This window comes from Enterobacter sp. CPE_E863 (genome assembly GCF_046521465.1).
Classification (GTDB): domain Bacteria; phylum Pseudomonadota; class Gammaproteobacteria; order Enterobacterales; family Enterobacteriaceae; genus Enterobacter; species Enterobacter adelaidei.
This window is the reverse complement of sequence record NZ_JBKFZX010000001.1, coordinates 3428961-3451239: the sequence shown is the minus strand read 5'-3', so window position 1 is coordinate 3451239 and position 22279 is coordinate 3428961. Positions and strand designations below refer to the sequence as shown.

Sequence of the window (22279 nt, the reverse complement as noted above, 5' to 3'; positions counted from 1 at the left end):
TCGGGCGTTACACCTCCACGCTGCGACGAAGTGCCGACATAACCAGTGATTCACAGACCACTTCATCGTCCTGTTCACGGTTTACCCCAGGGAAAACCATTTGACTCACCGGGGTGAACGAAGCCGGTGATAACGGGCAATCGCGCCATTCATTCCGCCCATTTGCTTACGTCGAACCAGCCGGAGTCCTTGCTCCCACGCGACTTCATCCATCGCGCTCGCCAGAACAGGATCATGATTGAAGATTAAGACGCCATCCCCTTTCAGCAGACGGGCTGCGCTGCGAAGGAATGCCGTGTAATCCTGTTCGAAATAGGCTGCGGCCTGAGAGTAGATAATATCGACCTCACCGGCCCGAACTCCCTGCTTCTCCAGTACGCACAGCCCGGCAGCCGTCACGTAGGGATGCTCAGTCACCCCCTTTGGCAGCGATTCGTGCCATGGCGTGAGATTGGTGAAATGCAGGAATGCGCTCTCCCCGAGCTGCTCCCTGAAGCTCTGGGCAAGTCCGGAAATTGCCGCCTGATGGCTGGTCGCTTCTTCAGCACGAAAACCTGCCCAGGCAGCACCAATTTCAAGGAAGGTGACGGTACCGTTTTTGTGATGAATGTTTTTTGCATGGTGGGCAATATCGAACCCAATTTCTCGCGCCAGACGAAACGAACCACCGCTGGAGGTCCAGGGGCCATCGAAACCAAAGGCAAGAATGGCTTTCAACATCGAGCCCGTTTCTTTGTGCATCATTTTCAGGAACGGAATGACCTTACGTCGTGAAGGAACAGGGACGTTCGGACGCAGTTTTTTGGCCTGGAGATCGCGATTAACGCCCATGCACAGTGTCTGCCAGTGCAGAGGGGTAATTCGATAATTAAGTTCAGTAAAATTACGCGCAATCTCGCGACGCGCCTGTATGGAGTCTGTGTACATAGCCTCTCCGCTAAATCTGAAGTTGGTAAACGCCAGGCAGCAAACTGCTACCGGCAACAGCCATCAGATCTGGCGGGTGCTTGGAGGGCGGTAAATGATGTCCGTGGCCTTAACCGGGCTGTGAAGATCGGCAAGCGGCAACCATCTGTCTGCTACAGGAGAGAGGGAGATCTCCACAGAGGGCGGCTGCTGAGGGGTTTCATGGAAATGGTCTGTCTGATGATGGCCTGCGTGACCAGACTGAGGGATATCCGAGTCGTGGGAGTGATCCTGCACTGTCATGGTGACTTCTGCATCATGCAGATTCATCTCGTAACCAGTCAGGCCGTTGGTACCGTGTGACGCAAACGTGCCCATCGACGACATCATCATGCCAACGGCCATGATGACAATCATCAGAATATAACGGGGTGAACGTTTAAACATCAGATACATCGCTGGCGTTTCTCTCAGGCAGTCTTCATAACATAGAGAAAAGATTAGCATCCCCCCGGGGAGGATGTAAGAGGCGAAAGTGTAAAGTCTTGTATTGCCGGAATGAATAAGATGGGCCCGCATTATACGGGCCCGATTAATCAGATTACGCGCTTAATGCTCTGGTATTCGCCATTGGTATCAAGCTGGATAGTAATCGTCTTTGAACCACGATTTCGCCAGAACCAGCCATGCTTACCGTCAAAGGCCGCCTGCAACACACCATCCTTTGAGGTTATCTGGCGGCCCTTACCATAGCCGTGGTAAAACCCTTTCGGTGCGTTAACCGGATCGCCGTGTGCATCCACGTTGACAGGTCCAGAGCTTGTCCACTGGTAAGTCACCCGGGCATCCTTACGCATTTCCATCTTAACTTCAGCCGCTTCATTCGGTTTCAGAGTAATTAACAGCTGATTGCGCTGAGAACCGGCAGTTGGGGCTTCTGGCGCACGAGTTGTCGCCGGAACGCTCAGCTCCGGGTAGTTGTTTTGCGTGATTGTCGGCGGGTTATCCGCCACCGGGCGCTCATTCGTCGGAGTGGTTGACTGCCCCCACTGGCTCGTACTCGCCTGTTTGTCCGTGGCGGCTTCCTCCGCCAGCTGCGTTTTGATTTCGCCCATCTGTTTAAGGCCCAGCAGGCGGCCAACGCCCGTTGGATCGATACCATATTCTGAAGGCATCACGATGGTTATCAGCAGCGTTAAAGCAACAATAGCCGCCAGGATAGTGGACTGCATCAGCTTCATCGCAGATGGCAGCTCTGCGCGGGTCGGTAAATCGGTGTTATACATTCTCTTTTCTCCCTCAGGCTAAAACGTAGCCACAAATCTGGTAACTCATTAACAGGAAACCGGCGCTCATCATCACCACATTGGCGGTGTAGGCATGGCGGAAAAAGCTCGCCGTCTGCCGCCAGTAACTCATGATGATAAGGATGGCGCTCAGCGCCAGAAGCTGACCTATCTCGACCCCGACATTGAAGGCAATCAGGTTGACGAACAGGCCATCGGGGGAAATTTCGAACTCCTTGATTTTGGTCGCCAGGCCAAAGCCGTGGAAGAAACCAAAGATAAGCGTCGCCATCTTCGTATTAGGCTGAAAGCCAAACCAGCGCTGGAACGCGCCAAGGTTATCAAGGGCTTTGTAGACCACAGACAGTCCGATAATGGCATCAATGAGATAAGCGCTTACGCTGATGTCAAAGAACGTCCCAATGAGCAGCGTTGTGGAGTGTCCGATAGCAAACAGGCTGACGTACAGCCCGATATCGCGCATTTTGTAGAGAAAGAAAATCACGCCGAACAGAAACAGCAGGTGATCGTAGCCGGTCACCATATGCTTCGCGCCAAGGTAGATAAACGGGATGATGTTAATCCCGGTGATTTCCTGGATGTACCCTTTGTCGCCTTCGGCTACGCCATGTGCGGCCGCACCCTGGCTGTAGAAAAGCAATAACAATATGAAAAACAGACAAGCCGAACGCGCCTGAGTCGAAAACAGGCCACCGCTCAACCGGCCTTGTAAATTAAGGCAGGTGTTCATACAAAATCCTTACAGTTTGAATAATAACGAATTAACAGCAGTTATTACGCAAACAGGGATCTCGGAGGGCGTTCGGGGGTGGCCTGTGGCATTCGCAGAATTTGTTCTGAACTCAGCGCAAAGGTCGCCCGTATGCCCGCGTTCCAGGCCTGCAAAGCAGTCAGGGTGAAGAGTTTGTTCAGATCGTGGGAATGATCGGCATTGAGGTGGTGCACATTACCGTGCGAGTGGAACAGCAGCGGATCGTGCTCATTCAGCGGTTCATCGCTATCGTGCTGATGGTCACTGATGGTCGTTGTATCCTGGACGTTGTAGACAGCCTGTGGTTTTGCCATAAGCGAACTGCTCAGCACGGCAACAGCCATGATGATAAGCACGATTCTGGAAATGACTTCACGGCTAAAAAACACAGTCAACGGCATCCTGATGATACAAGGTAACAACGTGCGTAATGTATCTGTTTTGCTGACCCCATTTCAACAGGTCTTTTGGGGTTGGGGGTTTAATCACTGCGGAATCGTAGCGTCCGCTTTTGGCACAAAGCGGTCAGACAAGCAGTGGCAGGACGCTAACATAATGAAGTAATGAGATATATAGTATGGCGAATCCTTCATAAGGGGAGGGACCTTACGGGGAGGGGTTTATAATGGCTATTAATACGCAGTATTAATACCTGATTTTTTTGATATTACGACTGATAGCACAACAGGGTCTGACAACTGATTGTCAGACCAGATATTGTTCAGACGAAACTAGTACTTCATCAGCCAGTCCCCCTGACTGGTGATGACGTTAATCTCCGCCACACTGCATGGGCCTTTAATGTAGACGGCAATCTCTTTCCCGTAAGGCAACGTTGACGGTACCAGCGGGACAGGCTTACTACCTGCGTAGACCGTGGGCATCTTCTGAATCGGGCAGTTCCCCCGGTTAACGACAACATCCTTAATGGTGACGCTGTCCGTGAGCGACTGAACGTGAACACGCTGCTGATGCAGATTCGGGTAATACGGATTTTTAACCTGCTCCAGACCAATCCTGACCGGGGCCTCTGCTGCGTGCAGCAGAGGTGAAATTATCAGTGCCACGGCGAGGGCACTCATTGCTGTTTTCATTATTTTTTCCTTATATTTGCTGGAGTCGTAAAGGTTCACATACGGGTCAGACAGCCTGATTTATCAAACTCAGGCAGGGTCCGGGCGGCATTGCTGAAGGTGAACGTTGTGGAGGTCAGGCCGGTCGCAGTGATATGAATCCGCTGTGATTTTCTGACTGCATTCCAGAAGGCCTCGAAGTTACTCCCCCCTGCATCAGACAGTGTGTCGTTTATAAGAAACGTGTCGCTGTTGTCTGTCTGCGCCTCAAGACTGCGACCATCATCATTGCCGCTGGTGAGCGTTTTGCCATCAGGCGCGGTGTACCGGACGAACACATTGTCGTGCGGTGAACAGGTCAGAAGCAGTTCAGCACTCTGTTTATTCTGTATCCGGTATTCCGTGCCCCCCTGAACCCAGGTACGGGTCCACTGGTTTACGGCTGCGCTGGCCTGCGCTGAAGAAAGCAGCGCCAGTAAAAATGCGATTTTTTTCATGATTATCCTTAATTTTCCGTTTCTGCCAGTACAGTGCGGATGTACTGGAAGTGCGGCAGTGAGTGAATGAAATGTGGGTCGGCGGTCAGGGCATCGATGTGTTTTCTGCGCAGAAACTGCCTGGGTGTCAGGCAGACATCGGTAATGCGGTAATGGTGCCAACTTACTGATTTAGTGTATGATGGTGTTTTTGAGGTGCTCCAGTGGCTTCTGTTATCAGCTGTCCCTCCTGTTCAGCTACTGAAGGCGTGGTGCGTAACGGTAAAAGTACTGCCGGACATCAGCGCTATCTCTGCTCTCACTGCCGTAAAACATGGCAGCTACAGTTCACTTACACCGCTTCTCAACCCGGTACGCATCAGAAAATCATTGATATGGCCATGAATGGCGTCGGATGTCGCGCCAGTGCACGCATTATGGGCGTTGGCCTCAACACGATTTTACGACACTTAAAAACTCAGGCCGCAGTCGGTAAACTCACGCATACAACCGGGCAGTGACGTCATTGTTTGCGCGGAAATGGACGAACAGTGGGGTTACGTCGGCGCTAAATCACGCCAGCGCTGGTTGTTTTACGCGTATGACGGGATACGGAGGACGGTTGTGGCGCACGTATTCGGTGAACGCACGTTGGCCACGCTGGAGCGTCTTCTGGGCCTGCTGTCGGCCTTTGAGGTCGTGGTATGGATGACGGATGGCTGGCCGCTGTATGAATCACGCCTGAAGGGAGAACTGCACGTTATCAGCAAGCGATATACGCAGCGCATTGAGCGGCATAACCTGAATCTGAGGCAGCATCTGGCAAGGCTGGGCAGGAAGTCACTGTCGTTCTCAAAATCGGTGGAGCTGCATGACAAAGTCATCGGGCATTATCTGAACATAAAACACTATCAGTAAGTTGGAGTCATTACCCGGTAATGCTTTCCAGCAGAAAGACCTGCAGTTGCCGGGCGTACTCTCCGACCAGATACCAGCCGTTCTCGAAATAAATCAGGCGATAAGGTGCGAACCAGCGGTACTGCTGCCCCTCTGCGGTCAGATCCAGCAGAGTTCGCTCCAGAATGGCCTGTGTGATACGCCAGAAACTGCCGAAGGGACCGGGCTTGCGCTCCGGTGGAGACTGCCAGACGATAAAAGGTGGCTCTACGGAGCTGTCAGTCAGCACAGATATCAGACGATTATCCATCGCCGGGAACAGCTGCTCCGTGCGGGTTACTCGTGCAAAGTGCAGAATATGCCGGTTGGTGCGCAGGCCTTCGTGCTGGTGGGCCAGTGACCAGCACCCCTGCTGGTATGTCAGTTCCAGGCAGCTCAGGCGTTCACGAAAATCCCGGCGCAGAGTGCGCTCCGAGATACGAAACTCCTGAGACAACCCACTAACTGACAACCGTTCCCCCATCAGCAGGCGACTGATGATGATCGCCAGCCGTGATGCCATGCGATCGTGCTGTTTTTCTTCCGCAGACATATTGAAGGGTTTCCGTTGATTACATTGATTTGTACAGATACTGCTGACGCAGACAAGCAATCAGCAGGCAGGCCGGAACCGTAACCCGCCGTGCCGGGCCTGCCATATCGGCAATCAGCCAGCCGGTGCTCAGGGCGATACCAACCGGCCCGGCCAGTACACTGATAGAGCGGGTCAGGGTCAGATAAGTCACGATGGGGAGCGTGCGCCCCAGTACAACCTTCGCAAGCGTACTGAGCATCACGACCGACAGACGGTAGGCTGCAAAACCGGAAGACCGGACGGCAGTCTGTATGGCCATTAAAATCAGCGGTGCTGTCGGTGCGGTCAGTTCCGTACCCATGCTGTCAGCAAACTCCTGCAGCTCAGTCGGGGACATTTCGCTGAGGCTTTTTTCGAGCATCTTCATCAGCAGGGAGAGCTCAACGGTTTCGGTTGCCTCCTCCTTCCTGTATTTCACGCCCGTATGGTCACAGACATCGCATAACACTTCCCGATACAGCACGCCTTTCCCACCCCTGAATACACTGGCGATACTGCTGGCACCAAAGGTCTGGATTTCAGCGGCAATCTCCTGCCAGTAATTACGGTGCGCTGGATAAAAACGTTTGTAGTTGTCGCTGCCGGACAGCGTTTCCGTCCAGCGTAGGGTTTTGTCCCGTGGGTCATGGGTAATGAGGCTGACCAGTAAATCCAGGTCCTCATTCTCACAACGCCCCAGAAACCGCAGGTCAGCATCTTCGCGATAAACGGCCATTAGCCCTCCATTCAGGTCTGTATCGTCAGGACAAAAACGATAACAAACCCGCCTGTAAGGACATGGCCGATGCGTCAGGAAAATCAGCGTGTTATACGAGTAATGACGGACAGGTGATGTCCGAAAATGAAATACAGAGGATTATGCTGCACAGGGCGGAGTTACCGGTGGAATAAACAGACGAATGGCGAGTTGCCCCGTCAGGCGGGTGACGAGCCAGGCGGCACCACCGTTGATTACCCCGCCCAGTAACGGGAGCAGCAGGCTTTCCCTGAGTAACACTTGACTGCTTTTCAGCAGTAATGCGTCGCGAACCACTGTCAGCAGAGCGGTCTCGGCCTGAGACTGGCTCAGTGCGCGGGTCAGTAACCGGGTGATGATGCCACTGATGGCATCCGAGCAGGCATCCCCGGCCAGCGCGCCCCAGCAAAGCAGGCGTACCCGTGGGTCTGCAGTGTCATGGCCTCCGATGATGGCAACGGCCGCACACAGCCGCATCTGGATGAACAGCGAAGAGCAGACGTCGGCGGTGACGGTCAACGGCAGCAGCGCGCCACCGGTAAGACCACAAGAAAAGCCGGAGCCGCAGGCTTTCAGGGACTCGTACAGCACCAGCGATTCAGCCGCATCATTACGACTCATGTCGTTCTGAAGGTAACTGTCGGCCAGCACTGCGGCAGAGTCCGTGACGGCGGTACCTTCCACCGCCAGGGCATACATCCCGTCAAAGAGATGCTGTAATACAGTAATATCCAGACTATCCTCCTTATCGACAACTCCAGATGGTTGTCGTTAAGGTGATATATATCTGTATTTTTTTATTTTCAGTTTTTGCCGCAATCTCATAGTAACCGACTGTGTATTCTTTATGTAATTTTTTACGTGTCTTGCATATGAGATGAGTTAGTATCAAAAAAATGCCTATGAGTAAATGGTTAGCTTTCTCTTGTGATTTATTTTATTTAAGAAATAACTCCAGAAAATAAAATGATGTGTTCTACGATGGTTTTGCTTGCTTCTATTGCCTCCGGTGGCGGTGTTGGGTAATAAGTCGCTCCGTATTGGTATTATTAAATAAAAAGAAGGTGAGTGTGTAATGCAGAAAATATATTGAATTCCGTTGGGGGTTGTTATTATAAAATGAATGATATTTGTCTCTAACTTATTCGGGATACAGATGTAAATTATACTAAGGCTAAAGTTATGAATTCGAAATATACATACGATCCGCGATACACTGATGGCGTAGAACGAACACTGGCAGCAGCGACTGATCAATACCCCAGGCTTTCTACATTTCGTTTTGATTTGCGGTTTCCGACTGACGGTACTGGTCGTCGTGATGAGCGCGTTATCTCGCGCTTCTTTGATTCGCTGAAATACCATGCAAATGCTCAGATGACTGCCCGAAGGCATGCAGGACTTACCTGTAAGAATCTGACGTCCATACGTTATATTTGGTGCAGAGAATATGGCCTGGTGGATGGCAACCGGCATTACCATGTGATGCTATTGGTAAACAAGGACACCTTCCATACGCTGGGAGATTATCAGCCTCAATGCAACGATGGTATAGATTCACTGGCGAATGTTATCCAGAAAGCCTGGTGCAGTGCGCTGAAATTACCCTGGGAGGCCTATGCTGGCCTGGTTCATTTTCCGGAACACCCATGTGGCTGGATAGAAGGTAAACGTCCTGAGCATGAAGAGCAGTATGTTACAGCACGTCAGAGAGCAATGTACCTGGCAAAAGAGTACACAAAGCACTATGGAGATGGACGTTCTTTTGGATGCAGCCAACGGAATCCGTCAGTGATTGGAACCGGCCAAATGTAACGCAGGCAGAGGGCTCGTCCCTCTGCCTTTCATATAGTTTAACCTTAGGTCTTAGTTAATGCAGGTCCTGGCCGGTAAGGCCATATAACACGCAAGAAAAATATATAATACCTGCCTTTCCTTAACCAAAAAGAGTCAGAAGCGGCTGAAGGTTTGACCTGTATAGTTGGGGGTGGATGCCCAACTCGGGTAAACCAAAGTTTTATTATCTTGCTTAAAGATAATTATTTTACGCTGACTTTGAAGCCAGTCCAGTAACATGTAAATTTTCCCTCCAGTCCTAAGTCTGTTAGGGCCATAGCGACGAATAAAGTTTTTATCAAGAGCAACTGAAAGGCGCTCGCGATACTTAACCTCAATCCAGGTCAGAAGTTCCATTGCATCCTGTTCTGGTGTTTCAGCAGTATCTACTTTGGTAAAGAGGCGCTGATGCTCAAAGCCATACCAGCTAAAAATTTCTATGGCTGATTGAGTTGCACATTCAGAAATATCTCCCGTATTGCCCTCAAAGTAATGTATTAATGCAGCAATACGCGCAATATTTTCAGCTGACTTTGACGCAAAATCCTTGAAGTCACTCAGCCCATTTTTGCCCTGAATACCGATACTGGTTTCAATTTGATTATAATAATTGATCCAACTTTTTTCAGCTTCAGGTGAAAATTTAAGAGAAAGGCGCTCGCTAATGTTAGTGGCCAGGCTTTCGTTAATAATTTCCATGAGACGGTCGTGAAATTTAGGAATGTGTTCCTGCGATGTCACTGGTACGGTGATCAGGCGTGAACCCTGTGTGGATGTCGGAAAACTAATCAGACACCGGGCAAAAAAGCCGACACCTTTAGCCATGCTGCCTTTACGCTCAAGGTAATCACGGAAGGCTTCAGGCTGAACCATCAATGATAACGTCATACGGGCGTCGCTAATAACCGCGTCGGGTTCGTTTTTACGTTCGACGCTAAATCTCTCGCCATCCCACATTGTGTTGATAAACGGCAATTCGCTAAGTGCATGACCACCAAAAATTGTTCCTGCCTCATCGGACATCACACCCACAGCATTCCAGCCACCGCAAAGGAATGCTTTAATGGCAGCCGGTGTGGCATCGTTGAACGTCAGTTTGCGTCTGACAGGGGGGGCCGGAGACTGAAGGGCCATTATTGCTGATTTTATTTCAGTAATATCTTTATCCCGATTAATATGTGCTTTAAGCTTGTTTTCCAGCGCTTTTCTTACTGAGACAGCTATCTGGTTTTGTTTGTAATAAATCTGATATTCCCGATTATGAATATTTTCTAGCTGTTCTTCTTTCGCGCGCAATGGTTTTAGCAACAGTTTGTCAACGGTGCTTTTGCGCTCACCTGATTCAGCGATAGTCAGGACAAAAAGTGATACGGGGCCACGATGGTTCCCTGGGCGTATAACATCAATACGATTCTGGCAGGCCAGAGAAATTGCCCCCAGAGCGGACGCCGCAATCAGAGCGATTGGGGCTTTTGTTACCTCGTGTGCTTCACAGATTGCGTTTTTGATGAGTGGCGGAAACGCATCAACAGGAAAATCATCATGTTTTGGCATTGGGGGGCTCCAGAATGCACAAAAAAGTTAAATTTTCCGCATCAGTCGTGACTCTCTGTCATAGCTGATGCAGAGTCAGAATAAAGGCGCTATTAAACCTGAGGGCAATTCTCCTCTATCCATTTATCAAGTTCAGATTCCACCCAGCCGACAGATTGCATACCCAGGCGGCGTTGTTTAGGAAACGTGGCGTCATAGCGTGGTGACTTTGGGTTAAGCCAGTCGTAGATGGTGGCACGGGCGATACCGAGTTTGCGCACCACAGCAGGCATACGCAGGATTTTCACTGTCTGAATAGTTGTATTCATTTTTCCTCTCTTAACTATATGAAATTACTTTTTGATTAAGTTATCGATTACTACTGCTCGGTGATTGCCTGCAGTCTGGTAAGAGGAATTGATTGTAAGTGAGTATTTTGGTGTAATCTAAGGTCATTAATATATTACTTTTTTTGACATTGACATATGCCTGCGATAACTCCGATACAAAAAGCCGCGTTTGATGCCATTGATAATCTTCACTTTAGTCAGATTGTGATGAATGAGGTTTGCAAAGATCCCATCGCAGAGTGGTATTCCCGCATTATTCTCAAAATCAATAAGATCTTACGGGAAGCCAACATGTCGGAAAAAAAGACTGCGATAGCAAAGCACTACCTGCTGGGAGCGCTGGAAATTATTCTGTCTGTTGATGGCAAACTTTCTTTAGCGATGACTGAGTATGCTGAACAGTCCGGAGTAAGTACGTTTTTTGATGAGGGGACTGACTATGGCGAGAGTACTCAAACAGCGAGCAATTTTGGTCTCACATTGCTTTACACTGCTGCGGAGAACAATGGTGTGGAGGGGGAATTCATTGATCAAACCATTAAAGATCTCATGAATGATGAAGATCTGGCATTATCAGCAACACCGTATCTTATCCGGTATCGTCTGACCGAATGCTGCTATGCACTGGAGTATGCAGATGCTCCTCTTGAGTTTTATCGGGAGCTGGTAGGTTATGGGGTCATTTCATGTGGGAAATACTCTCGAAATATTGATAAGCATGCGAAGGAATCTGGACCTGGAGAATTGTTACAGCTTATACGCACTGGTTTGCTTTTCGAATTTAAGATGCTGCAACGAGTAGTGGCGGTAATGCTGTCACTAAAAAACAATAATACGATTACTTTACCCACGCCTGACCTAAAAATGTCCGCCGTAGAACAAAAAAATATTTCTGATTACTATAAAAGATTAGTCGATAACTGGTTTATGGGAGCGGAACGGAAAGTTTTTGTAAGCTTTCAATGCAAAAACGGTGTTTCTCGGGAGAATGTTATAGCCCTTCTTGAAAATATAAATAAATACTATCTTCATAAACGCATGTTTAGTGGTACCCAGGGCAGTTGGCTGGGAACCCTGGGGGCCTTTGATATTGCATGCGAACATGATGAAGACCCTGTAATTGCAATTTATAATGAGGAGAGTAATAGTCATACCATTTCAGAAAAAATAAGGTTGAAGTATTTGGGGCTTGGTTTTAGTGTATCAGCTAGGAGCCTTTATCTCCGCTATAAATCTGTAAAAAAAGAACGTTACTCTCAAGTGAGGTATTATTGCTTTCTTTTATTGAATCAGGGGTTTATCATCCCTTGGCATCTTGATAATAATTATTATTACGATATGGCTTTGAGATTCTGTAGTACAGGAACTAACGAATGTAATTATCCATAAAGCAGAGGTGGCAGGTATAGTGTTCATTTGGCGATGTGAAAGATAATTACCTTTAGAGGTGGTTTTTATATTTCAAAAATAAGAGGTGTGTCGCTTCATTAAAAATAGTAATCGGCACGAAGAAGAACTCCGGAATATTAGTTCTTTGCCCACCTGACCAGACTGTTCTTATCTCTTTTGTATAGTTCTGGAAAAAACAAATTTTTAACAAGCTCATCTTGAGAAAATTCCATTTAAAAATCGATCTTATGCCTAATTAGTCCTAAAAATCCTTACTCGAATAACAGTAACTTCAATAGTTTAGAAAAATTATACCCCCAGTGATTTTGCTGCCTTTTTTATCAAATTTTCACGGCACTTATAGCAAACTAAAAATAAAAGAAAGGATAATATCGTGCTGACTATTTTACGTAATAATTCATTAGCTTCTAGTTGCTCTTGATAAGAATCTGCAAGTTCACTATATGTTCTCGATAACAGTTGTATCGAAGAAAAATATGACACCATTGCACTATCGCAAATCTCTGATGGAGAATGCTGATCTTGAGAAATATTGCGCATTATTACTCGGGTTTGCGCAACCAAGGCAGCAGATACTTTATCGCGAGATGATGGTGCCGCCAGTCCCGAAACTAATGCCATATAATCCTTAGCCGCATTTTGATTACACTTCGCAAGTTTGGGATAAACCTCGTGTAGATTATCTGCTATGTTGTTAACCAGTTTTCGAGTTTCTTGAGGAAGGTGTACATACCAGCTTCTATATTTTGGCTCTTCAAAAGGCTTCAACATACCAATAATAATCGGTCTCTCTGCTACCCAAAAATCCAGATATCGGGATTCAAATATGTTTAATTTTAATGCAATCCTAGCTACTTCTATAGATGCATGCTCTTTGGACAGCATTTCACTCTTCATTTCATGTTGCTGATTATGATACTCGTTGCGCAGGTTCGTGAATAATTGCAGGTGTTCGATGACAATATTTTCATAATATCCTGGAGGAGTTTCAGGGATTTTCTTTAAACTCAGCCACCCCAAATTAAGCAGTCCAATGCTTATCATGAGTAGTACTGCAGCTATTTCATATCTGTTTCTTTTTATTTGGTAAAAAAATATCATTGATATAATACCATTGGTGATGTTATTTATAAGTAAGTTGCTCGCTTATTTTTTTAATGAAACTTTTAATTTGCGACTGGAGTTTGCAGGTTTTTTGATGCCATTTTGTGATGAAAATATCATTTCCCATTTGTTGTCCCTGTACTCCATTAGCAATTCGGTCATTGCTGTTTTTTCCGAATCCAAATAATCAGGTGCTCGCTAGCTTCCAGTTGAACCGTGGGGCTAACCCGATTCAACTCATCGAGAAAGCCAGCAAGCATCTGAACGGCTAAAGCTACGTTTAGGGAGGCTGATTGCGACACCACCCGGCACCAGTTTCACTGTGTATCACTTACTGATTTCTCATGACGCTAAGGGCTGCATCAAGCGACACAATCGACTCCACTATTGTTCTTACTGTGGAGCGGTCGAATTCGTGGTCTCGCTGTGAATCGTGCACGCCGCTGTTCAGATATCCCCATTCAATGCTGGAGCCGTTGACTCCGAGTAATCTTTCTAATGCAGCAACTGCAGCCGGGGCCCCGGGATGCTGCCCTGAAATGCGATTAACGGCCGATTTCAATTTAGAGCATTTATTATTCAATTCCCAAGGCGAACGTGGTCCACTGAGTTTAATATCAATGCGTCCGTCACCGCGTCTGCCCATCCACGACCAAAGGCTATCGGTAAGGCTTTCCAGGGCGGGACGTGACTGACGAAGAGCTTCACGCTTTTCATCCCCATCTAGAGCCTGCTGCGCAAGCAGAACGTAATTCTTACTCGGTGGATTGCTGTCTACCCGCAGTTCGTGTTCACCATCGTGTGGTAGGAATTTGTAGCGCTTAATGGCTCCTGCCCTTGCTGCACCTAACTCCTGTTGAATTCGGATGAGGAATTCTTCGGCATGGGAAGTCAAGATTACCTGTTTGTCGTCCAGTAGCCCATCTTCAAAGAAGGTACGCCATATACCGTCTCGATGCTCATCATCAATCGCATTAACCACATCATCAAAAATAACCACCGGGCATCCTTGGACAATATTTTTGGCCAACAGAATTGCGAGGCCAAGACATTTGATATGTCCCTCACTGAAAATGATTAGCGCATCGTAACGAATGCCCGGTTCACCGGCGAATTCGACTTCAATTTTGCCATTTTCAGCAACTGGCATATGAAGTGCATGCAGCAGATCGCTAGGTGCATCGCTTCGGTTAAAAGCGTTATACAGATCCCGAGCCTGTTCACCCAATCCCTGAAGCAATATGCCAGGTAGTGCGGCCATGTATCTTTGGATTTCCGGTAGGAATCCGTCGTAAGCTACCTTAATTCGTTGATTTAACTTTATGACAGTTTCTTCTTCAGCAATGGCTTGGAGCAGATCTCGATTATTGTCATTGAACTGGGTCAGATTAGATTGAGCTGCAGCTAGTTCAACGTTGGCGGCTGTGCGCTGCGTACGTAGTCTTTCAATTTCGAACCGATACTGAATCAGACGGTCCCGCTCCTCGGTCAACGCACCACGTTGATTATGTACTGCGAGGGACTGTTTATCGATATGCTCAATCTCTTTGGCAATGCACAGGAGTGTGTTCCAGGGCTGTTTCTCTCCTTCAACCCAGCACTCAAGCCACGCTCCAACTGATGTCTGGGGTAATTCCGGCAGTACTGCAGCATGAAGGGTTTCCGGGCATGCGGCGATTGCTGCCGTTACGGTGCGACGTATTTCCTCCAACAGTAGCTGGAGAGACTCGTTCAGCTCTGTTCGTAATGTTTGCTCCCGCAACTGAATCTGTGCCAACTGCGCCAGGGCTTCAAGTCCCGTACGCGCTCGTATAAAAGGATCCTCTGCTACGGTATCAAGATTTGTACCACAAGCAGGGCAGGTAGTTGCTCCGACAGCCAAGGCCTGCACTGCTTCATACAGTTTTGCATACGATACCTCGGTCGCACGTGATGCAAGTTCCCTTGAGGTCTCTTGCCAACTCCCATGTAGACGGTATGCTTCAGCGAGAAGCGCTTCCAGTCGGGATTGCGTAATCCTATAAACCAGTGGTGGGATAGCATCAAGTTGAGATTGAATATATGGCAGACGTCCCTGCTGAAGTTGTGTACCTTCCAGCCATTCAACGCATGCCTGATAGGTCGCTTCGGGGGATATGCGCTGCGCAAGCGCATTTTCCTGCAATTCAATCAAAGCTATTTTCTGCGGATGTGCTGCAATTACCTGCTCTGAAGCTGCTACCTGCTTTCTCCGTTCGACCAACTGAGCTGCCATTGGTCCGGAAAGCATCAGATCTTGATCGAGTGATGGGTTAAACCCACGGACAAATTCACTGAACTGATCTACACCAAACAACGTTGCGATTAGCTGTCGCTGATCGCTAGGGGTTCTTGCAGCAATACGGGCAAAGTCATCAAGCCGGTTCTTCTCAATGAAACAAAAACGATACTCTGATTCATCAGGCTGGACGGGCCGTAAGTTCTGAGCCTCACCGGCAAGAAGCACTGGCGCATCGTGGTGCTTGAGACGAGCGTTATTGCAATAAAGCCTTTGCTCCACCCGCTTTAACTGCGCTTCACTGATAGTGCCCAGCATTGACACTTCGAGAGCCTCAAAGAAGCTGCTTTTACCTGTACCGTTTGCACCGTAAATGAGAGTGATATCGTGGGAGAGGTCAAATATCTCCTGCCGCATGAATCCACGGAATGGACCAACCTCAAGCTGATGCAATCGGCCCAGAGCAGAACCTGCTTCAGGGGCGTCAGAATTGCCTTCGTAAGCGATGGGCTGATCAATTAGATGTCTTAGGGCTAGGGGGGCAAGACGAACTGAACGCGCCCGGCGAGTCGAGCCGACTTCAGCGAGAGGTTGGATATGATCGAAGATCAGATACGCAAGTCGCCGGACATCATCAGGAACGTCCTGCTGCGTTAAACAATCGAGAAAGCGTTGGTACTCCGAAACAATGCTTGCCATGTATTCTCCTTTACACAGTCGGACGCTGTAGCGCATCCCTGCCTTGGTCATTGTCGTTTGTCGTTAATTTGCTTGGCACAACGGGTCTCAAAGGTTTTCGACATTCAACGCAGTTTGTCCCTGTGAGAGTGACGCGGAAACATCAGATTCATCTTATCTAAACATTATCGGCATTGTTCATCAGAACCTTATGATCCCCTAAGGGGCCCCAGAAAACTGGGACGTCAACCCAATTGTGCTTGCTAACCGGCAAAATTAGCAAGCTACGTTGAATTGTGAGAGGAAGCGTTTCGGGGCTGATGGCTTGGGTCTGAAACCTCCAATTGGCAGAAACTTGATATAGCTCTACAAATGAGAGTTCTGGATAATTGCTCTGCAATAAAAACTTGAAGCCTTAAAGTAAGAGAATAAAGTACTAATGATGCGGATGTTAGGCGGTAAGCGCGGAAATTAGATGTCTTAAGTGGGGGATGCATGGAGTTGACAAAGGAATCTGCATATCAAGCGATTGCAGAGTTTTTTACTGAGAAGCCGTTTGTATTATTTGGTACAGGAACTTCATGTGCACTTGATCTAAATTTTGGGATGCCAGCTCTAGAGCGTCACCTTCGAGCCGAGTTGACTAGTAGTATGACAGATGCTCAGGCGCAACAATGGCAGCAAGTGGTGTCCGCTCTCGATGGTTGTAGCCATGACTTTGAATCTGCTATGGACTTCATCAAGGATGAGACTCTGACTACTCGTATAGTCGAACTAACTGCAAGCTTTGTTGCGTATCACGATAACGTTCACGCCCACCAAATCATTTCAGGATTACGCGATTGGCCAGCTGGAACACTACTGAAAAAGCTTGTTGAAACTCTGCCACAGGCCGATAAACAACTTCACGTTGCAACACCGAATTACGATTTATTAGCTGAATACGCCTTTGTTCGGCACAAGATTCCATATATTACGGGATTCTACGGAGGCTTTCTTCAACGTTATGATTGGAGTGAAGCAAAAAAAATAGTTCAATCTATTCATAAAGGCTTTGGCAAGCCGAGACAACCACCAAGAATCATAGAATGCAAACATATTCGACTGCACAAACCACATGGCTCTTTAAATACCTTTGAATGGGAAGCTCATCTTATCGAATGTAATAGCTGGATTCTCAACAAACCTGAAGGCGTTGTGCGGGCGATGATCACTCCAGGTACGGCTAAATATCAGAGATTACATAAAGACAGGGCCCAGTTGGCTGAATATGATAATGCGGTTGGAAACCATACAAGTTTTCTATTTTTAGGTTTTGGCTTTAACGATTCCCAGCTTGTTAATAACGTATTTAGGCAAAAACTTGAACAAGATCAGTGCCGAGCATTAGTAATTACTCGGGATTCAAACCAAAGAATCGAGGAGTGGTTATCTAAATGCCCAAATATGTGGCTTATCTGCAAACAGACAAATTCAGATAAAAGCAGGATTTACAATTCAAAGTTTGAAAACTGGCTGCATGTAGATGACAAGGAATTATGGCGTTTTGAGGTTTTCACTAATGAGTTCTTAGGAGGGTAATATGGCTCTTTTTACTTTTAATGATGACAGCTACATACTTGGAAATATTCGTGAAGTAGACACCAGAAAAGTAACTATTCTGGTAAACACTGATAAAGATCTGCGGAAGGCTAGAGTTGGACAGCTTGTAGCAGTCCAACTAAGCGGAGCAACTGAATGTTGGCTCATTGGCATGATTGATAAAGTAATAAAAGCAGTAGTCGCTCCGCTCCCTGCCCTAGAAGTGCAAGAAGATGAAGCAGACGAGATAGACGCTTTTGAAGATATTGTAATTAACACAGTCAAGATTACTTTAATGGGCGGGGCCCGATGGGATGCAATTGAGCAAAAATATAAGTTTTCAAGGTCACTAGACCACGTCCCGGAAATAGACTCAACCTGTTATGTACTTAAAGATGCCCATCTCGAAGAGTTCATGCGTGTGATTTCTGAATGTGGTGATGGAGAGCACTCACTGGAGCTAGGCTCTTATAAACTTAATGAGAATGCACGCGCTTATGTTGATGGCAATAAATTGTTCCAGCGACATGCTGCTCTACTTGGTAGCACGGGATCTGGTAAATCATGGACGGTTGCCTCGATTCTGGAAAGGAGTTCGAAACTGCCATCTTCAAACCTAGTTGTATTCGACTTGCACGGTGAGTACAAAGAACTTTCTTATGCCAAACAATTGAGAATACCAGGGCCGGATGAGGTTGATACTGATGATGACTCACTCCTCTTCCTGCCTTATTGGTTACTTAATTCGGAAGAAATTCAGTCATTGTTCGTTGACCGAAGTGAATTCAGTGCACACAACCAAGTAGTTATCGTGCAAGATGCGATTACGGAGCAAAAGAAAGCTTTCCTACAAACGAATGGTCGTAGCGATCTGTTACAAGCTTTTACACTTGACAGTCCAATTCCGTATTCTTTGGATAATGTCATTGGAAAGTTGAGATTTTTAAATGAAGAAAGAATCCCAGGGGCACAAGCTGGAAAGGAAAAAAATGGCCCTTTTAACGGTGAGTTTTCTAGATTGCTGGTCCGAATGGCTAGTCGCTTACAAGATCGACGTTATGGGTTTCTTTTCAATAGTCCGGATAAATACAATCAATACGGTTCGTTAAGTATGATTGCCGAAACACTGATGGGTTTTGGTAACCAAAAAAAGAATATTAAAGTAATTGACTTCTCAGAAGTTCCGGCTGATATATTGCCAGTAATCATTGGGTTGGTTGCCCGCATCATATATCAAGTTCAATTTTGGACGAATCCTGAAAGTCGTAGGCCAGTTGCTTTTGTATGCGATGAGGCTCATCTTTACCTGCCAAGAAAAGAAGGTAACCCAGTTGAACGCAGAGCGGTTGAAGCATTTGAAAAAATCGCTAAAGAAGGCCGCAAATATGGGGTTGCGTTAATGATTGTAAGCCAAAGACCTTCAGATGTAAGTACCACTATACTCAGTCAATGTAACAACATCATTTCATTGCGTTTAACTAATGCGGATGACCAGGCAACAGTACGAAAATTACTACCCGAAAGCCTGGAGAGTCTCTTAGAGGCACTTCCCATCATGGATGTTGGGGAAGCTATGGTTGTGGGTGATTCGGTGCTCCTGCCAAGCAGAATAAAAATTGACCCTCCAACTGAGACACCGTTAAGTGCAACAATAGATTTTTGGTCTCGTTGGCAGGAAAACGTTACCAATACAGACTTTGCATTGGCAGTAGAAAACATGCGTCGACAAAATAGAACAAAGTTATAATCCGAAGCAGCCCCTCGGACGACGGACTTTAGTAGGCTAGGCATGCTCAAGCCCGTCTTCGGATTGTGTCGCATCTCTCAGATCATTTTGAAGAATAACAAATTCTGATAACTCTCTCGTTGATTAATGCATTGTGCTGCCAGCAGATTTTATTTCTGGTATAAGTGGTCTATTGCAACATCATCAGGCTGCGATCAATAAGAAGCGGATGTGCATAACATCCGCTTGGAGTCCATTGATTAAATTTACATAGTGTTACGAGCTTTAAATGAAATCTATGATGATTCAATTTTTACATTTTTACTATTTGGTGTGTTTATCATGAGTTAACGAGGGAGTGTCAGTAAAAAGTTATCGGCAATTTCGAAAAGGCAATCAGTTGGATCTTCCCCTCGTTCCTTCATATGAAGCATTTCACATACTTTTTCATCGTTTACAATGAGTATAAGTTTACCTTGTTCTCTCATAGCTCCTTGCGTCATAGCTAATGCATGTGCCTCTGCTCCCGTCCTTGTCATAATAATTGCCATACGCCTGAGTCCTTTTTCCAAAAGATACTTCTCCGTGGTAAGTATCTGGCCTTGCTTGATTTTCCCTAAATAGTTTTTAAACTCAAAAAGAACATAACGGCTATTTAGGTGTTCAATAACAAATTTCCAAAATTCAGTAGTGGGTCTAATTCGACATACAAAATCATAACGGTTTAAACCATCATCAGTTCTTTTTTGTGAATGCCAGCCGTGTAGATCATTAGGAAACAGATATTTAAGGATTTCCTCGCATTTTTTTTCATATTGACGCCAAGATGCTTTCCCTTTTTTAATACTCTTTAGTTCAAGGCAAAGTTTTGTTCCTTTATTTTTTTGTCGCTCAATCCGGTTACTCTTATTAAGAGCCATATCTCTAATGATAGAGTTACTCTCTTTACGAGAAAGGTGCGTCGTAAGAGCTTCATCTAGATTTACTTCTAATAGTGCATCCAATGATTCCGCTAGTTCAGGATGTGAACTACACCAAATTCTTAAGTCAGCCTGATCCACAAAAGTAATACTGAATTTATTTTCCAGAGCCTCTCGCAACTCAGGTGTGAGAAAGCATGAAACAACTAACATTCCTTTGTTAACACCTGCGGCTACGCCATTGCTGGTAATGCGAGTCGCAGCTGCATCAATAAGTGAGGGCTGAGCTCGAGCTGTGCGGTAGAATTTAACTTCAATAGCCCATCTTTCTCCTCCAAAATCACCGAGAAAATCAAATCCTTCGTCTCCTCTGCAACTATTTCTATTTATTTGAAAATTGTTTGCCTTCAGAATGTGACAAACGAGTTCCTCGAATAACTGCCATGTTGGTTTTAATTTATTCATGTTTTTAACAACCTCATCCAGATATAATAAATCAATATAAAAAAGGAATATATTTTAAACTTTACTTAATGATTGTTTTGTAAAGTTCAATTGTAAACATTAAAATATCTTCACTGTAGGTTTTCATGACTTACAATGTAATATTATAATTATTAATATCAAATAACTTTCTTAGTCAAAAAATTAAGTAAGTTATTAACTATTTCCTGCCCATTCCCTCTGGTTTGATATTGAAAATATACCCACTTTATAGATAGCCATCTTTCCGTTTGTGTTGCCTTATCATATTGATTTTATTGGTTTTTTGCAATGGCCAAATCTAATTTGGTGGCACTGATATCACATTATTATGTACTCATAATTGATAAATAGTCCGCTCCTAGCACTTGTCGGTCTGATGACCCTGACCCGAAATCCTGCGCCATTCAGAAACAGAATTCCGGCATGATCTACACTCCCTGAACGGAGGTGGTGCCGATGAAAAAATCACGATTCACCGAAGAGCAGATTGTTTTTGCCCTCAAACAGGCTGAACTGGGGATGTCCGTGCCGGACGTCTGTCGCAAACTGGGTATTTCCGATGCCACGTTTTATACGTGGCGCAAGAAATACGGTGATATTTCGCCCTCTGAGCTGAAGCACATGCGCCAGCTTGAGGAAGAGAACCTCAGGCTGAAGAAGCTGGTTGCCGATCTGAGCCTCGACAAGGCCATGCTGCAGGATGTGCTGGCAAAAAAGAACTGACGCTGGCACGCCTGCGTGAATGGGTCCGGGACCTGCAGGCACGCTACGGGGCCAGCGAGCGGCAGGTCTGCTTTGCGCTACGGATCAGCCGCAGCTCTTTCCGCTACCGTTCTGTGGCGGCAGACGACAGCGCGCTCCGCCTTCGTATCAGGGAGATCACCGAAACCCGGGTCCACTATGGCTACCGCAGGGTTCACGTTATGCTCAGGCGGGAGGGCTGGCGCGATAATCATAAACGCATTTACCGGCTCTATCGCGAGCAGGGGCTGTCCCTGCGTCTCAAGCGTCCGCGTCGGAATAAATCGGCCCAGCGGCGACAGCCCCAGCCTCAGGGGCTTTATCCGAATCATGTCTGGGGCATGGATTTTGTTTCTGACGCCCTGTTTGACGGGCGTCGGTTACGCCTGCTGACGGTCATTGACCTCTACACGCGCGAATGTCTGGGGATCTGCGTGGGCCAGAATCTGCGCTCAACGGAGGTTGCCGAAATGCTGAACAGTATTGCGCTCAGACGCCCCTTGCCGCAGTTACTGAAAACCGATAACGGCTCTGAATTTGCAGGGATAATGCTGGACAAATGGGTGTATGAACGAGGGATCCGAATAGACTTCTCACGGCCGGGAACACCGACGGACAATGCCACGGTGGAGTCGTTCAACGGCAGGCTGCGACAGGAATGTCTGAACGAGAACTGGTTCATGTCCCTGGAGGACGCACGGTGCAAAATCGAGGCCTGGCGCATACACTATAATCAGAGGCGTCCCCATTCTGCGCTGGGATGGATGACCCCGTCCGAATTTGCAGAAAAATCTGTCGATTGCCAGAATATGCAGCCAACATGAAGCCGGTTATTCCTGATTATGACTGGAGCATATTCGGGGTCAGGGTCACTGAC

At 46.9% G+C, this 22279-nt stretch carries 21 protein-coding genes; 6 read left to right on the top strand and 15 right to left on the bottom strand.

Going from position 1 to position 22279, the window contains the following annotated elements; translation table 11 throughout:
• Positions 1 to 105: 105 nt before the first annotated feature.
• The 7 genes from ACLHV8_RS16985 to ACLHV8_RS16955 form a co-directional block, all read right to left on the bottom strand.
• Complete coding sequence (locus ACLHV8_RS16985) at positions 106 to 927, bottom strand: hypothetical protein (protein WP_309354926.1); 822 nt, start codon at positions 925 to 927, stop codon at positions 106 to 108.
• 63 nt (positions 928 to 990) lie between these two features.
• Positions 991 to 1353, bottom strand: coding sequence for a hypothetical protein (locus ACLHV8_RS16980; protein WP_232079141.1), 363 nt, complete (start codon positions 1351 to 1353; stop codon positions 991 to 993).
• A 149-nt stretch (positions 1354 to 1502) separates the two neighbouring features.
• A complete protein-coding gene (locus tag ACLHV8_RS16975) occupies positions 1503 to 2192 on the bottom strand; it encodes a hypothetical protein (RefSeq protein ID WP_029602877.1) in 690 nt (229 codons plus the stop codon).
• A 13-nt stretch (positions 2193 to 2205) separates the two neighbouring features.
• Positions 2206 to 2943, bottom strand: a complete 738-nt coding sequence (locus ACLHV8_RS16970; protein ID WP_009654087.1) for a HupE/UreJ family protein — start codon at positions 2941 to 2943, stop codon at positions 2206 to 2208.
• A gap of 44 nt (positions 2944 to 2987) precedes the next feature.
• A complete protein-coding gene (locus ACLHV8_RS16965) occupies positions 2988 to 3365 on the bottom strand; it encodes a hypothetical protein (RefSeq protein ID WP_196239799.1) in 378 nt (125 codons plus the stop codon).
• Between the two features lie 330 nt (positions 3366 to 3695).
• On the bottom strand, positions 3696 to 4058 hold the full coding sequence (locus tag ACLHV8_RS16960) for a hypothetical protein (RefSeq protein ID WP_032642906.1): 363 nt from the start codon (positions 4056 to 4058) through the stop codon (positions 3696 to 3698).
• Between the two features lie 35 nt (positions 4059 to 4093).
• On the bottom strand, positions 4094 to 4534 hold the full coding sequence (locus tag ACLHV8_RS16955; protein WP_032642904.1) for a hypothetical protein: 441 nt from the start codon (positions 4532 to 4534) through the stop codon (positions 4094 to 4096).
• Positions 4535 to 4737: 203 nt separating this feature from the next.
• Between ACLHV8_RS16955 and ACLHV8_RS16950 the strand changes: the two genes are divergently transcribed.
• Positions 4738 to 5431 (top strand): IS1-like element IS1X4 family transposase gene (locus tag ACLHV8_RS16950; protein WP_410392133.1). Its coding sequence is split into 2 segments (ribosomal slippage): positions 4738 to 4988 and positions 4987 to 5431, totalling 696 coding nucleotides; the frame shifts between segments, so codons are not numbered across the junction.
• A gap of 10 nt (positions 5432 to 5441) precedes the next feature.
• On the opposite strand, the gene ACLHV8_RS16945 is transcribed toward ACLHV8_RS16950, so the two are convergent.
• The 3 genes from ACLHV8_RS16945 to ACLHV8_RS16935 all read right to left on the bottom strand — a co-directional run bounded on the left by ACLHV8_RS16945 (position 5442) and on the right by ACLHV8_RS16935 (position 7479).
• Positions 5442 to 6002, bottom strand: a complete 561-nt coding sequence (locus ACLHV8_RS16945; protein ID WP_410376991.1) for a DeoR family transcriptional regulator — start codon at positions 6000 to 6002, stop codon at positions 5442 to 5444.
• Between the two features lie 19 nt (positions 6003 to 6021).
• A complete protein-coding gene (locus tag ACLHV8_RS16940; protein WP_048215744.1) occupies positions 6022 to 6759 on the bottom strand; it encodes a DUF3944 domain-containing protein in 738 nt (245 codons plus the stop codon).
• A gap of 141 nt (positions 6760 to 6900) precedes the next feature.
• Positions 6901 to 7479: a hypothetical protein gene (locus ACLHV8_RS16935; RefSeq protein WP_032642897.1), complete on the bottom strand. Its 579-nt coding sequence runs from the start codon at positions 7477 to 7479 to the stop codon at positions 6901 to 6903.
• A 483-nt stretch (positions 7480 to 7962) separates the two neighbouring features.
• Here ACLHV8_RS16935 and ACLHV8_RS16930 point away from each other — a divergent pair, with 483 nt between their 5' ends.
• Complete coding sequence (locus tag ACLHV8_RS16930) at positions 7963 to 8595, top strand: inovirus Gp2 family protein (protein ID WP_048215745.1); 633 nt, start codon at positions 7963 to 7965, stop codon at positions 8593 to 8595.
• Between the two features lie 135 nt (positions 8596 to 8730).
• On the opposite strand, the gene ACLHV8_RS16925 is transcribed toward ACLHV8_RS16930, so the two are convergent.
• On the bottom strand, positions 8731 to 10170 hold the full coding sequence (locus ACLHV8_RS16925) for a YfjI family protein (RefSeq protein WP_045370402.1): 1440 nt from the start codon (positions 10168 to 10170) through the stop codon (positions 8731 to 8733).
• Positions 10171 to 10262: 92 nt separating this feature from the next.
• The gene (locus ACLHV8_RS16920) at positions 10263 to 10478 is read right to left on the bottom strand and encodes an AlpA family phage regulatory protein (RefSeq protein WP_032642895.1); all 216 of its coding nucleotides are present in this window, start codon (positions 10476 to 10478) and stop codon (positions 10263 to 10265) included.
• 312 nt (positions 10479 to 10790) lie between these two features.
• Between ACLHV8_RS16920 and ACLHV8_RS16915 the strand changes: the two genes are divergently transcribed.
• Complete coding sequence (locus ACLHV8_RS16915) at positions 10791 to 11888, top strand: hypothetical protein (protein WP_225367888.1); 1098 nt, start codon at positions 10791 to 10793, stop codon at positions 11886 to 11888.
• 309 nt (positions 11889 to 12197) lie between these two features.
• On the opposite strand, the gene ACLHV8_RS16910 is transcribed toward ACLHV8_RS16915, so the two are convergent.
• Positions 12198 to 12953, bottom strand: a complete 756-nt coding sequence (locus ACLHV8_RS16910; RefSeq protein WP_127348427.1) for a hypothetical protein — start codon at positions 12951 to 12953, stop codon at positions 12198 to 12200.
• Positions 12954 to 13344: 391 nt separating this feature from the next.
• Positions 13345 to 15969: an AAA family ATPase gene (locus ACLHV8_RS16905; RefSeq protein WP_032642889.1), complete on the bottom strand. Its 2625-nt coding sequence runs from the start codon at positions 15967 to 15969 to the stop codon at positions 13345 to 13347.
• A gap of 474 nt (positions 15970 to 16443) precedes the next feature.
• Between ACLHV8_RS16905 and ACLHV8_RS16900 the strand changes: the two genes are divergently transcribed.
• Together ACLHV8_RS16900 and ACLHV8_RS16895 are read left to right on the top strand one after the other, a co-directional pair.
• Positions 16444 to 17529, top strand: coding sequence for an SIR2 family protein (locus ACLHV8_RS16900; RefSeq protein WP_032949838.1), 1086 nt, complete (start codon positions 16444 to 16446; stop codon positions 17527 to 17529).
• Position 17530: 1 nt separating this feature from the next.
• On the top strand, positions 17531 to 19276 hold the full coding sequence (locus ACLHV8_RS16895; RefSeq protein ID WP_032642885.1) for an ATP-binding protein: 1746 nt from the start codon (positions 17531 to 17533) through the stop codon (positions 19274 to 19276).
• A 326-nt stretch (positions 19277 to 19602) separates the two neighbouring features.
• Here the strand turns inward: ACLHV8_RS16895 and ACLHV8_RS16890 are convergent, their stop codons facing one another.
• Positions 19603 to 20640 (bottom strand): restriction endonuclease, encoded by a 1038-nt coding sequence (locus ACLHV8_RS16890; RefSeq protein WP_032642883.1) that lies wholly within the window; start codon positions 20638 to 20640, stop codon positions 19603 to 19605.
• 477 nt (positions 20641 to 21117) lie between these two features.
• Here ACLHV8_RS16890 and ACLHV8_RS16885 point away from each other — a divergent pair.
• Positions 21118 to 22226, top strand: a protein-coding gene (locus tag ACLHV8_RS16885; RefSeq protein ID WP_101677551.1) for an IS3 family transposase whose coding sequence is annotated in 2 segments (ribosomal slippage) — positions 21118 to 21379 and positions 21379 to 22226 — 1110 coding nt in all. Because the reading frame shifts where the segments join, the coding sequence is not laid out codon by codon here.
• The last annotated feature ends 53 nt before the right edge of the window (positions 22227 to 22279 follow it).